The sequence below is a fragment of the Streptomyces sp. NBC_00872 genome, assembly GCF_045161915.1.
Classification (GTDB): domain Bacteria; phylum Actinomycetota; class Actinomycetes; order Streptomycetales; family Streptomycetaceae; genus Streptomyces.
Window position 1 is genome coordinate 2,765,146 of sequence record NZ_CP108806.1, and the last position, 12,394, is coordinate 2,777,539.

Below are 12,394 nucleotides of genomic sequence, written 5' to 3' on the forward strand. Positions count from 1 at the left end.
CGGAGGCTCAGGTGATGGTCATGTCGGACGAGTGGCGCGATCGCCCGCGCACGCGGGTCGTGGGAAGAACCGTCGTGGTGGAGCTGCGAGGAGAGATCGACATGCTGACCGCGCCGGGTATAAGCGACCACCTCGACTCGCTGACCGCCGCGCCGGAGCCCGATCTGGTGGTCGACCTCCAGCAGGTGGAATTCATCGACTGCAGCGGGCTCTCCGTCCTGTGCCGGGCACGTCGCCGCATACAGGAACACGGTGGCAGGCTGGCGCTGGTCATCACCGATCCGTCCATCAGCAGAACACTGCGGTGCGCCGGCCTGCTGGGCGCCTTCGACGTGGTCGACAGCGACCCGACCGCGTCCCGTGAACGACCGTGAGAACCATGGGTTCGCGCGGGACCACGCGGGCCCCTGCCTCTGCCCGCCCGCTCAGAGGCCCAGGTCGCTCAGCCCCGGGTGGTCGTCCGGACGCCGCCCCAGTGGCCAGTGGTACTTGCGCTCGGATTCCTCGATGGGAAGGTCGTTGATGCACGCGTAGCGATGGTGCATCAGTCCGTTCCCGTCGAATTCCCAGTTCTCGTTCCCGTAGGAGCGGAACCAGTTCTCGGAGTCGTCGTGCCATTCATAGGCGAAGCGCACGGCGATGCGATCGCCGTCGTAGGCCCAGAGTTCCTTGATGAGCCGGTAGTCCAGCTCCTTCTGCCACTTGCGGGTGAGAAAGGCGATGATCTCGTCACGGCCGGTGGCGAACTCGGCCCGGTTGCGCCACACGGAGCCGACCGTATACGCCAGCGCGACCTTCCCGGGGTCGCGGGTGTTCCAGCCGTCCTCCGCTCCCCTGACTTTCTCGATGGCGGTCTCCTTGGTGAAGGGAGGGAGGGGAGGGTGCTGTGCGGAAGTCATTTCGTCTCCAGGGCATCGGACATGGGGTCAGTTTCCTTCCGTCTTCCGGATCAGTGCCGCCATGGCGGAGGTCTGACAGATCTCCCGGGGCACGCGGAACCCATCGATCCATGACAAAAGGGAAATCCCCCGCCAGGTCCAAGGATCGCGCGTCAGCGCGTACACGCGCCCCCGAAGAGGGCGGAACGGGTGAAGGAACATCACCGTCGCACCGATTCACCCAACTCAGGTGCGCTGATGGCAACTCGACCGACATCACGCCGATATGCGCCGGACAAGGAGCGCCGTTTCCATGCTCAGGCCAAAGGTTTGCACCGCCTCGCAAGGAGCATACGATCGAAATCAACTTCCCGGCGCGCACGGCGTTCCGCCGCCGTCACGCCGTAGCCCTCGCCGCAGCCATGCTGATGGTCGCCGGTACGGCCTCTCTGACCATGTCCAGGGCCGACGCGACCGCGCACCGCCCCGAGAGACCGTTGTCCGTCGATCTCGAAACCGCGACCGTGGCCGAGCTGAACGGTCTCCTCAACTCCGGCAAGCTCTCCAGCACCAGGCTCACCGAGGCCTATCTGGAGCGCATCCGGGCCCTCAACTCCCAGGGGCCCTCGCTCAACGCCGTACGGTCCGTCAACCCCGACGCCATGAAGGAGGCCGCCGCCGCCGACAGGAAACGGCGCGGCAAGGGCCCGCACAGCCCCCTGCTCGGCATACCCGTCCTCGTCAAGGACAACATCGATGTCGCGGGGATGCCGACCACCGCCGGGTCCGTGGCACTCGCCGACTCGTATCCCGCGAAGGACGCGCCGATCGTCGCGCGGTTCCGCGAGGCGGGCGCGGTCATCCTCGGCAAGGCCAACCTCACCGAGTTCGCCAACTATCTGACCTCCGGGATGCCCGGCGGCTACAGCTCGCTGGGCGGGCAGGTGCTCAACGCCTACGACGGGAGCCAGTCCCCGAGCGGCTCCAGCGCCGGTTCGGGCGTCGCGGCCTCGGCGGGCCTCGGCGCCGTCACCGTCGGTACCGAGACCTCCGGCTCCATACTCAGCCCCGCGTACTCCAACTCCGTGGTCGGCATCAAGCCGACGGTGGGGCTGGCCAGCCGTACGGGCATCGTGCCGATCGCCGCCAGCCAGGACACCGCCGGCCCGCTCACCCGTACGGTCGCCGACGCGGCGGTCACGCTCACCGCGCTCGACGGCAAGGACCGGGAGGACCCGGCCACCGCCGCCAACCCGCTCGTCGGGCACGACTTCACCAAGGACCTCTCCACGACCGCGCTGCGAGGGGCCCGTATCGGCGTCGTCGCCAGTCAGGTGCCGACGGCGGGATCGGACAACCGCGCCCTGTGGGACGCGGCCGTCACCGCGCTCAGGGCCAGGGGCGCGACGCTCGTCGATGTCACCCTGGACACCTCGGGCCGCAGCTCGACCGTCCTGTCCTACGAGTTCAAGCGCGATCTGAACGCGTATCTGGCCAGGCTGCCGAGGAAGGCGCCGATGAAGAGCCTCGCCGACATCATCGCCTTCAACAGCGCGCACGCCTCCGAGGCGCTGAAGTTCGGACAGGTCAACGCGCTCAACTCCCAGGCCAAGGACCTCTCCCCGGACAGCGAGGACACCGCGCTCTACCGGGCGAACCGCGCACAGGACCTCGCCGACAGCAAGGACCGTATCGACGCCGTCATGAAGGACAACGGCCTGACGGCGCTGCTCTTCGCCAACAGCGGCAGCGCGGGCATCGGCGCGAAGGCGGGCTACCCCTCCGTCAGCGTCCCGGCCGGCTATCAGGCCGCCAATCGGCGGCCGTTCAGCATCTCGTTCCTCGGCCAGGCGTGGAGCGAGCCCACTCTCGTCGGTTACGCCTACGACTACGAGCAGGCCACCAAGCTGCGCCGGCCGCCGTCGGTGATCAACCCGGCCGCGTACCGCTGCACCGCTCTCACCGGCTTCAAGGAATCCTGCGCCCCCTGAGTCCGTCGGGCCGCCCCGGCGGGGGACCGGATGCCCTCCCTCCGGGGCGTCCGGTCCGGGTACGGGGCAAAACACCGGTCCGGGTACGGGGACATATGACAATGACAGGGGTCAGGAAATGACAGGGGTCAGGAGCTGAGCGACCGCACCAGCAGCGGCGCTCCGAGCTCCTGGTGGCCGCCGCTGGCCAGCATGCGGACCTCTCCCCGGTCGCTGATCTCCGCGCGCACGATTCCCGTCTCGTCCTCGTAGACCGGGAACCCGCCGGCACCGGCGCCGGCGGTGCGCCGGACGATCACCACGTCGTCCTCCACGGCGGATGCCTGGAACACCAGCTCGTAGCTCTCCGGATAGTCGTCCATCGGGGCCTCCCGACAAGGCTCTGGCAGGGGCCTGTGACCTGCGTCCTCCCATGGTTACCCAGACACGCGGCGCGCGCCTCACGAGAGCGCCGGCGAGCGGGCGGATCCGGACACGCGGGGGATCTCAGCGGGTGCTGAGCCAGTGCGGGTCGGGAACGACCGTCAGGATCCCCGAGAGCACGACGACCACGGCGAGCAGTACCAGCTCGGCACGGGCGGGAGGGCCGGCGTCCCGGTCCTGGCGCAGCCGGTGGCGGGCGGCCAGGGCCAGCGCGCTCACGACCGCGACCAGGACGAGTTTGGCGATCAGGACACGGCCGTACGCGGTGGTGAGGACGACATCGGCGGGAAGTCTGCGCAGGGTGGAGAGGGTGCCGGTGGCGGCCAGGGCCGCGAAGAGCCAGCCGGCGAGACGGGCATAGCGGGCCAGCACGGCCTTGACCCCGGCCGGGTCGGCGCGCCGCAGCCACGCCGTACGCAGGACGTACAGCAGACCGCCGGTCCACAGCGAGGCGGCGGTGAGATGGACGACGGTCAGCGCGGTGCCGACCAGCGGGGTGTACGGCTCGGGGTGCGCCCGGAGCGCCTCCGCGCCGACGACCACGGCCAGCGGGGCCAGGGCCCAGGCCGGGCGGTTCATCGCGACGCAGCCGGCGGCGAGCAGAAACCCGTTGGCCATGGCGAGCAGGAGCCGGCCCTCCACGGTGCCGTACACCGTGGTGACGCCGAGCCCGCTGACGGCGGCCAGCAGACCGATCTGCGCGGCGGAGGCGGCGGCCCCGGTCAGCGCGGCGGGGAACGCCCAGCCGCGCGGGGCGGGTCCGGCGCGCGCGAGCCGGGCGCCGGCCAGCTCACCGAGCTGGAGGGCGAGGGCGGCGAGAACGGCGACCCGCAGCACGGTGGTAGCGCCCGCGCCGGGTATTCGCAGCTCACCGGTGCCGCGCGCGGCCAGGCCCGCGCCGAGCGCGGCGAGCAGTGCGACAAGTACGGCGAACACGGCCGCCCCGGCGAGCAGGCCCGTGTTCACGACGGTCCTGCGCCCCGGGGCGCCGCTGGTGCCATCGGCTGGCGGACCCGGAAGTATCACCGTTTGATCATCGCTTCCGGGCACGCCGCGCGGCAATGCGGCCGGGGCGAATGCGCGACCCCTCCGGGCGGACCCGGTCCGTGGGCCCGCCCCCGCCCGTCCGTCCCGGTCAGGCGTTCTTGCGGGAGGCCAGGAACTCGTCGAAGGTGAGCAGCCCGTCGCCGTTCGCGTCATGGGCGTTGATGACGGCCTGTGCCACGGTCTCGGTCACATGGAAGTCACCGAGCTGCGCCATCACGCTCTTGTACTCGCTCGCCGTGATCAGTCCGTCGCCGTTCGCGTCGAACCGCTCGAACGCCTTGCGCGCGTCGTCGATGTCTGCCACTGTCCCGCCCCTTCGTGGTGCCGTATTGACGGGGTCAGATTATCTGTACGCATTCCCCCATACGGAGGCAGCCCGGATACGGACCAGCCCGGCAGAGCGGCCCGGCAGAGCGGCCCGACAGGGCCTAGCCGCGCCAGGGCTTGTAGTGCGGGTTGTCCAGGCACTCGGTCATGATCTCGGTCTTCTTCTGCTTGTCGACCGGGCAGACACCGACGATCAGCTCACGCGAGATTCCGCCGGGGAAGGCGACCTCTTCCTGGTCGGCCCATTTGTGGGTGGCACCGATCGTCTTGTTGACGTCGATACCGCCGGGCGCGTCGATGTAGTAGTTGTAGCCGCTCTTGTACCACTGCTTGTACAGGTCGTGGTCGTAGGTGGTGGAGACATACGGCGAGGGCTGGTTGACCAGGACGTACTTCTCCACGTCGTACTGCCCGTCCAGCGTGGCCTTGGGGAGGAAGCCCTGCTCGAAGACGATCTCCGGCGGACGGCTGTCGGCACGGTAGAGCTGCTTGCAGTTGGTGCGCCAGGACGGCGCCGGGGTGATCCGGTCCACGTCGACCCTGCGGTCGGCCGCGGCCGACAGCGGGTCCTTGACGGCGGGACAGCGTTCGGCGGCGGCGAGGGCGGCGGCCGACGCGGGACGGGAGACCGCGGACCCGGCGAGCACCGGCCCGGTGAGCGTCGGTCCGGTGAGCGTCGGTCCGGCCAGGGTGGGTCCGCCGGTGGCGGGCGCGGAGACGGCGGGCGCGGAGACGGCCGGTGTGGAGACGGTGGGCGCGGCCTCGGTGGCGGTGACCGGTACGAGAACGGCTGCGACGGAGAGGGCGACGGCTGCGGCCCGCTGCCGCGAGCGAGAGGTGATCATGGGGAGCACCCTCCACGCTGTACGGCGGCGGGCCGTGGACCATCACCCGAATGGGGGCGTGTCGGCGTCGAACGGCTGGGAACGGAGAGCGAGTTGACGCCGGGCCACACCCCGGGCCACACCCCGGGCCACACCGACCTGAGGCCGCGGACCACGGGACAGCGGCTCACACGCCACGGTCGGACCCCCGGCCCCCTGCACGGTCCCGTCCCTCACCGGAAGACACCCGTATGCCCCAGCGAGTACCGCCCCGGCTGCGGATAGACCGCGAGTCCGTGCGGTCCGCCGTCGACCGGGATCCGCGCGAGCTGTTTGCCGCTGACCGTGTCGATCGCGTACACCTCGGAGTCGTAACGCCCCGACAGCCACAGGACCTTGCCGTCCGCCGAGACACCCCCCATGTCGGGGCTGCCGCCGTCCGGCAGCCGCCACTTCTTGGTCAGCCGGTTCCGGGTGAAGTCGAAGATCGAGACGGTGCCCTCACCGCGGTTGGACACGTACATCACCTTGGAATCACGGCTGACATAGAGACCGTGGGTGCCCTTGCCGGTGGCCATCAGCTTCGGGACGGTGAACTTCTCGCCGTCCAGCACCCACATGCCGTGCGCCATCATGTCGGCGATGTAGAAGGTCTTGCCGTCCGGCGAGATCTTCACGTCCTGCGGCATCGCGCCCTGGAAGGGCAGCTTCTGCTGGGCCGTGACCTTCATCCGCTCCGTGTCGACCTTCAGCAGTTCACCGGAGAACTCGCACGAGACGATGAAGTAGCGGCCGTCCGCCGAGAAGTCGGCGTGGTTGACACCCGCGCAGGTGACCGGCTCGGTCTTCTTCACCTTCATGGTGTGCGGATCGCGGAAGACGAGCTGACGGTCGAGCGAGGCCATGACGACCGCGTACTTGCCGTTGGGCGTGAAGTAGAGGTTGTACGGGTCGTGCACGTCGACGGGTTCGCCCACCTTGCCCGTGGCGGGGTCGATCGGGGTGAGCGTATGGCCGCGGTTGTTGTTGACCCAGAGGGTCTTCAGATCCCAGGAGGGCACGACGTGCTGAGGCTGTCTGCCGACCTCGATGGTCTCGATGACCTTGTAGGTCGCCGGGTCGATGACCGAGACCGTGTCGGAGTTGGTGTTGGGGACATAGACCCGGGAGGGGAAGCCCCGCACCACGGGGGAGAGCATCCCGGGCCGGTCGGCGGCGTAGATGTCCTTGGGGTTCTGCACCGGCGGCATACCGGGCAGCCCTGCGGGCGCGCTCGACAGCGCCACGGCAGGCCGCGCGGAGGCCTTGGTGGCGTTCGTCCGGTCCCGTCGGTCGTCGGGCTCGGCGCAGCTCGCGAGGAGGGCGAGGGCCGCGGCTCCGAGCAGGGCGGTGGTCCGTTTGATGGGAGGAAGCATCAGGTCAGCAGCTCCGTGGTCGTCACCGCGCGCAGGCCGCGGCGTTCCAGTGCGTCGAGGAGGGCGGGCAGCGCGGCGACCGTGTCCGCGTAGCCGAAGTGCAGGCTCACCACGGAGCCGTTGCGGATCTGCCCGGTGACGGTGCGGACGACGGCCGGGGCGCCGGGCGAGGTGAAGTCGAGGGAGTCGACGTCGTAAGAGAGGACATGCGGGTAACCGGCCCGCAGGGCGAGCCGCTCGATCAGCGGGGTGGCGTGCTGGGTGCGGGAGGGCCGGAACCAGGTGCCGATGGAGCCGGTGAGTCTGCGCAGCCGCTCGGCGCAGCCGGTGATCTCCGCGTACGCCTCCGCCTCGCCCATCATGGAGATGTCGGTGTGGCGCAGGGTGTGGTTGCCGAGATCGTGGCCGCCGTCGAGGACTCGGCGGGCCAGGCGCGGATTCTCGTCGAGCCAGCCGCCCACGGCGAGGACGGTGACCCGGGCCCCGGCGCGTTCCGCCTCGGTCAGTACCGCGGTGGCGGTGGCGGGGTCGCCCTGGCCGTGGAAGGTGAGCGCGACCCGGGCCCGGTCGCGGGGGCCGTGCGCGATCTCGGCGGGCTGCCCGGGAAAGCGCCGGGGCGGGGGTGCGGCACGGGCCGCGGGCCGCGCCTGTCCCGAGGCGGCGCCGCTGTGTCCGTGCGGCGGTACGGAGGACGGGGGCCCGGAGCCGGGCGGGCCCGGGGCGCTGTCCGTACAGCCGATGGCGAGGGCGCCCGTGACGGCCGCGCCGGCTGCTGCGCGCAGTGCTCTGCGACGGTCGATCGGGATCACGCCCCCATTTAAGGGGCGTACCGGGCGAAAGGTGACGATTGACCCGATGAAGGGCCGCTGGGGTCGCTTACCCGGCGGATCCCGCACCCCCGCCGGCCGGCGGGCCGGGACCCATACCGGCGGGTGCGGAGTCCCGGGGTCCATACACCCCGGACTCATGGAGTCCGGGGTGTATGGACCACGGGGTCCGGAACTCACGGACTCACGAGGTCCGGGGCGCACCGACTCACGGGGCCCTGGGCGCACCGACTCATGGGATCCGGGGCGTACGGACTCATGGGGTCTGGCGGTCGGCGACCCGCATCTCGAACCAGGTGGTCTTGCCGCGCGGCAGCAGATCCACCCCCCACCGGTCGGAGAGCCGGTCCACCAGGAAGAGCCCGCGCCCGCTGGTGTCCATCTCGTGCACCGGCATCAGACAGGGCAGCCCACGGGAGGGGTCACGGACCTCGATCCTGATCCAGCCGCGGCGGCGCAGCATCCGTAATCCGAAGACCCGCGCACCGGTGTGCCGCACGGCGTTGCCGACGAGCTCCGAGACGAGCAGGACCGCGTACTCGGCGGTCTGCGGCGAGAGCCCCCACTGACGCAGCACCACACTGTGGGTGATCCTGCGGGCGGCCGAGGCGGACTCCGGGCGGGAGGGCAGACGGACTTCCGCCTCCGTCGGATTGCCGAACAACTCCAGCGCCTTGAGCGCCTGTTCGTCTTCGACGGACGGTATCCACCGCGCTGCGGTCGCGCCGGCGCGCTGCCGCGGCTGCTCCACACCCTCCAGGCCCGCCATGCCCCCCATCATGGCCGCCCAGAGGCCGCTCCGGGGCCTTTCCGGGGGAATGGACCCCCCGGAATGAATCATTCCAGGGGGCGTGAATGGCATATGCCAAGGGCAGAACTTGACCACACGAGGCAGTACTGACCTGCGATGACGCCGCGCGATTCAATGATCGCCAGGAGTGATCACGGCATTTCCCTTAAGGTTCTCTTAAGTCTGTGCTAAGGCGTGCGTGGGGTTGACGTCGTGGCTCTCCGTGTCCAATCGGGCTCCCTTCAGAGGAACTTGGCCTTGCCGGGACCGTCCTCCACGAAGGACCGCATTCCGCGCTCGCGGTCCTCCGTGGCGAACAGACCCGCGAACCAGTTCCGTTCGATGGCGAGGCCGGTCTCCAGATCCGTCTCCAGACCCGCGTCCACCGACTCCTTCGCCGCCCGCAGGGCGAGCGCGGGCCCCTGGGCGAGCTTCGCGGCCCAGGCCGCCGCCTGCTCGTACACCTCCGCCGCCGGGACCACCCGGTCGACCAGACCGATCGCCAGCGCCTCCGCGGACTTCACCTGACGGCCCGTGAAGATGAGGTCCTTGGCGCGGGAGGGGCCGATCAGCCGGGCCAGCCGCTGGGTGCCGCCGGCGCCCGGGATCAGCCCCAGCAGGATCTCGGGCTGGCCCAGCCGGGCGTCGTCCGCGGCGATCCGGAAGTCGGCGCAGAGGGCCAGCTCACAGCCGCCGCCCAGCGCGTAGCCGGTGACCGCGGCGACGACGGGCTTGGGGATACGGGCCACCGCGGTGAACGACTCCTGGAGCGCCCGGGAGCGTACGACCATCGCCGCGTGGTCCATGTCGCGCATCTCTTTGATGTCGGCGCCGGCCGCGAAGACCTTCTCGCCGCCGTACAGGATCACGGCGCGGACGTCCTCACGCCGGCCCGCCTCCTCGGCCAGCTCGCGCAGCCGGTCCTGGATGGCGGTGTTCAGCGCGTTCATCGGGGGGCGGTCCAGCCGGATGGTACCGACGCCGCCGGAGACTTCGAGGTTCACGAATGCCATACGAGGCAGGTTAACCGCCGCTAACGACGTCGGACCCGGCGCGCCTGGTCACGGTGCGCCGGGTCCGTCGCCGTCAGCGGCCCCGACAGGGGCCAGGCGGCGTTACGCGATCCACTCCGACCAGGACATGTTCCAGCCGTTCAGGCCGTTGTCCGGGGCTATCTGCTTGTCCTTCGAATTCTTGACGACGACCACGTCGCCGATGATGGAGGAGTCGTAGAACCAGGCGGACGGCGTCCCGTTGTTCCCGCCGCCCCGGATGTCCCGCAGCCCGACACAGCCGTGGCTGACGTTCGCGGAGCCGAAGGTGCCCGACGACGCCCAGTAGTTGCCGTGGACGAAGGTGCCCGAGGTGGACAGGCGCATCGCGTGCGGCACGTCCTTGATGTCGTACTCGCCGCCGAAGCCGACCGTCGCGCCGTTCATCCGGGTCACCTCGTACTTCTCGCTGATGACCATCTGGCCGTTGTACGTGGTGGTCGCCGGGGCGCCCGCGGTGATCGGGATGTTCTTGATCTGCTTGCCGTCCCGTACGACCTTCATCGTCTTGGCGCTCGCGTCGACGGTGGAGACCTGGCTGCGGCCGATCGTGAACGACACGGACTTGGCCTGCTTGCCGTACACGCCCGGACGGCCCTCGACACCGTCCAGATTGAGCTTGACGGTCACCTTCGTGCCCGCCGCCCAGTACTTCTCGGGACGGAAGTCCAGCCGGTCGTTGCCGAACCAGTGGCCCTCGACCGGTACGGCCGGCTCCGCCGTCACCGTGATGGCCTTCTCGACGGCCTCGGGGGCGGTGATGCCCCGGCTGAAGTTGATCGAGACCGGCATACCGACACCGACCGTCGAACCGTCCTCCGGCGTGTAGGTCCCGATGAAGGTGTTCTTGGGGACGAGCGTCGTGAAGGTGGTGTCCTTGGCGGACTCCCGGCCGTCGGCGTCCTCGGCGATCGCGTGCACCTTGTACTTGGTGGCGCCGGCCAGATGCTGGAGCGGCTCCCAGGCGGCGGCGCCCTCGGAGAGCTTGCCCTCGACCGGATTGCCCTTGTCGTCCTGGACGGTGACGGTGGTCAGCTTGCCCTTGGCCGCGGAGATCTTGAGGGCGCCGGTGGTCGCGACCCCCTTCGCGTCGTCCTTCGGCAGGATCGTCACCACCGCCACGGAGGCGGCGTTCTCGACCTTCGCCGCGTCCTTGCCCTTGCCGCGGTTCTTGTCACCGTCGTCCTCGCCGGAGCCCCCGCCCCCGCCGCCGCACGCGGTGACGACCAGGAGGAGCGCTCCCAGCATCAGGGCCAGCGGCCCCGTCCCCCGATGTCCCCGCCGCTGTCCCGGTATCGGCAGCCCGTTCACTCTGGTCGTCTCCCCTCGCACGGCCTGGCCCCGCCACGGCCCGCACTCCCGCGCGCTGAAATGCACGCGCACGGCGATAGATAATCACACCGCATGCGTCGCGATGAGTACGCGAATGTCACCGTTCCGTCCCAACAAGTCCGGGACGGCGCAGGTCATACGGGTTGTACGGGAAGGGGCGGGCGGCGGGCGGAGGACACGGGGACGGGGCAGGGCGGACGGGGGACGCGGGCTCGGCAAGGGGCTCAGCGGGACTCAACCAGGGCCGGGGCAGGGGTCAGTGGACGGCCGAGCCCTCCTTCCACCGCTGCCAGGACAGATTCCAGCCGCCGAGGCCGTTGTCCGGAGCGACCGTGCGGTCATGGGAGTTGACCACCTCCACCACATCGCCGATCAGGGTCTGGTAGAAGAACCAGCCCGCCGGGGTGTCGGGGGCACCGCCCTTGACATCCCGCAGACCCACACAGCCGTGGCTGACGTTCTCGGCGCCGAACGTCTCCTCGGGGGCCCAGTAGTTGCCGTGCAGAAACGTGCCGGAGGTGGTCAGCCGCAGCGCGTGCGGGACATCCTCGATGTCGTACTCGCCGCCGAAGCCAACCGTCTCGCCGTTCATCCGTGTGACGTCGTACAACTCGGTCACCACCATCTTCCCGTTGTACGTGGGGTTCTCGGACGCGCCCGCGGTGATCGGCAGGGTCGAGAGCAGCATTCCGTCACGCCGTACCTCCATGGTGTGCTTCTTGGCGTCGACCCGGGAGACCTGGGACCGCGCGACCCGGAAACCGACGGTCTTGTTCTGGATGCCGAAGACCCCGGGCGCCGCCTGGACGTTCCGCAGCCCGATACGCATCGTGACCTCGGTGCCCGGCTTCCAGTACGTACGGGGCCTGAAGTCGAGACGCTGGTCGCCGAACCAGTGGCCGACCACCTCGACCGGCGGGTCCGAGGTGACCTCGACGGCGCGCTCGACGGCGGCGCGGTCCCGGATCTTCCGGTTGAAGTCGAAGGAGATGATCATCCCGGTACCGACGGTGGCCCGGTTCTCGGGCGAGAAGTAACCGGTGAACCGGTCGGTGGGAACGGCCGTGGTGAAGGTGGTGTGCCGGGCCGAGCGCCGGCCACGGCCGTCGACCGCCACCACGTCGACGCCGTATTTGGCGGCCAGGGCGAGCCGCGCGCGGTCCCCCGGCGTCCAGACGCGGCCGTCCCCGGAGATACGTCCCGGCAGCACGATGGGACTCGCGTCCTCGATCTGGACGACCTTCACCCGCTCCAGCCGCCCGTCCGCCACCTTCACCTCGATCTTCTCCGCCGCGCCGATGTCCTTCGCACCGTCCTCGGGGGTGATCCGGATGCTCATTCCAGGAGGCCTCGGCTTGGCGTCGGTGAGCGGGCGCTCGCCGGCGCATCCCGCCAGCCCCGCGAGCCCCGCCAGCAGTCCTGTCCATGCCAGGGCAGCGGCCATACCGCCTCCCGCCCGCTTTGCGCGCTTCAGTACATGTCTCACGA

13 protein-coding genes are annotated in these 12,394 nt (G+C 70.1%); 2 read left to right on the forward strand and 11 right to left on the reverse strand.

The window, feature by feature from the left end:
• The first annotated feature begins 20 nt into the window (after positions 1 to 20).
• Positions 21 to 374 carry an STAS domain-containing protein gene (locus OG214_RS11725; RefSeq protein ID WP_405984698.1) on the forward strand — a complete coding sequence of 118 codons (354 nt, stop codon included), beginning with the start codon at positions 21 to 23 and terminating at the stop codon, positions 372 to 374.
• A gap of 51 nt (positions 375 to 425) precedes the next feature.
• Here the strand turns inward: OG214_RS11725 and OG214_RS11730 are convergent, their stop codons facing one another.
• Entirely contained in the window at positions 426 to 899 is a 474-nt protein-coding gene (locus tag OG214_RS11730) for a nuclear transport factor 2 family protein (protein WP_363084025.1), read from the reverse strand.
• 401 nt (positions 900 to 1,300) lie between these two features.
• On the opposite strand from OG214_RS11730, the gene OG214_RS11735 reads away from it, so the two are divergent.
• Positions 1,301 to 2,869, forward strand: coding sequence for an amidase family protein (locus tag OG214_RS11735; RefSeq protein WP_363084026.1), 1,569 nt, complete (start codon positions 1,301 to 1,303; stop codon positions 2,867 to 2,869).
• Between the two features lie 128 nt (positions 2,870 to 2,997).
• Here the strand turns inward: OG214_RS11735 and OG214_RS11740 are convergent, their stop codons facing one another.
• The 10 genes from OG214_RS11740 to OG214_RS11785 all read right to left on the reverse strand — a co-directional run bounded on the left by OG214_RS11740 (position 2,998) and on the right by OG214_RS11785 (position 12,350).
• Entirely contained in the window at positions 2,998 to 3,231 is a 234-nt protein-coding gene (locus OG214_RS11740) for a DUF6296 family protein (protein ID WP_363084027.1), read from the reverse strand.
• 124 nt (positions 3,232 to 3,355) lie between these two features.
• A complete protein-coding gene (locus tag OG214_RS11745; RefSeq protein ID WP_363084028.1) occupies positions 3,356 to 4,258 on the reverse strand; it encodes a CopD family protein in 903 nt (300 codons plus the stop codon).
• A gap of 169 nt (positions 4,259 to 4,427) precedes the next feature.
• Complete coding sequence (locus tag OG214_RS11750; RefSeq protein WP_363084029.1) at positions 4,428 to 4,643, reverse strand: EF-hand domain-containing protein; 216 nt, start codon at positions 4,641 to 4,643, stop codon at positions 4,428 to 4,430.
• 124 nt (positions 4,644 to 4,767) lie between these two features.
• Positions 4,768 to 5,511, reverse strand: coding sequence for an ADP-ribosyltransferase (locus OG214_RS11755; protein ID WP_405984699.1), 744 nt, complete (start codon positions 5,509 to 5,511; stop codon positions 4,768 to 4,770).
• A gap of 212 nt (positions 5,512 to 5,723) precedes the next feature.
• Complete coding sequence (locus tag OG214_RS11760) at positions 5,724 to 6,905, reverse strand: YncE family protein (protein ID WP_363084031.1); 1,182 nt, start codon at positions 6,903 to 6,905, stop codon at positions 5,724 to 5,726.
• The gene (locus OG214_RS11765) at positions 6,905 to 7,714 is read right to left on the reverse strand and encodes a polysaccharide deacetylase family protein (RefSeq protein WP_405984700.1); all 810 of its coding nucleotides are present in this window, start codon (positions 7,712 to 7,714) and stop codon (positions 6,905 to 6,907) included. Before OG214_RS11765 ends, OG214_RS11760 begins: the two co-directional genes overlap by 1 nt.
• Before the next feature lie 274 nt (positions 7,715 to 7,988).
• Entirely contained in the window at positions 7,989 to 8,513 is a 525-nt protein-coding gene (locus OG214_RS11770) for an ATP-binding protein (RefSeq protein WP_405984701.1), read from the reverse strand.
• A gap of 251 nt (positions 8,514 to 8,764) precedes the next feature.
• Entirely contained in the window at positions 8,765 to 9,535 is a 771-nt protein-coding gene (locus OG214_RS11775) for an enoyl-CoA hydratase/isomerase family protein (RefSeq protein WP_405984702.1), read from the reverse strand.
• A gap of 102 nt (positions 9,536 to 9,637) precedes the next feature.
• Positions 9,638 to 10,885, reverse strand: a complete 1,248-nt coding sequence (locus tag OG214_RS11780) for an Ig-like domain-containing protein (RefSeq protein WP_405984703.1) — start codon at positions 10,883 to 10,885, stop codon at positions 9,638 to 9,640.
• A gap of 277 nt (positions 10,886 to 11,162) precedes the next feature.
• Positions 11,163 to 12,350: an Ig-like domain-containing protein gene (locus OG214_RS11785; RefSeq protein WP_363083454.1), complete on the reverse strand. Its 1,188-nt coding sequence runs from the start codon at positions 12,348 to 12,350 to the stop codon at positions 11,163 to 11,165.
• Positions 12,351 to 12,394 lie beyond the last annotated feature (44 nt).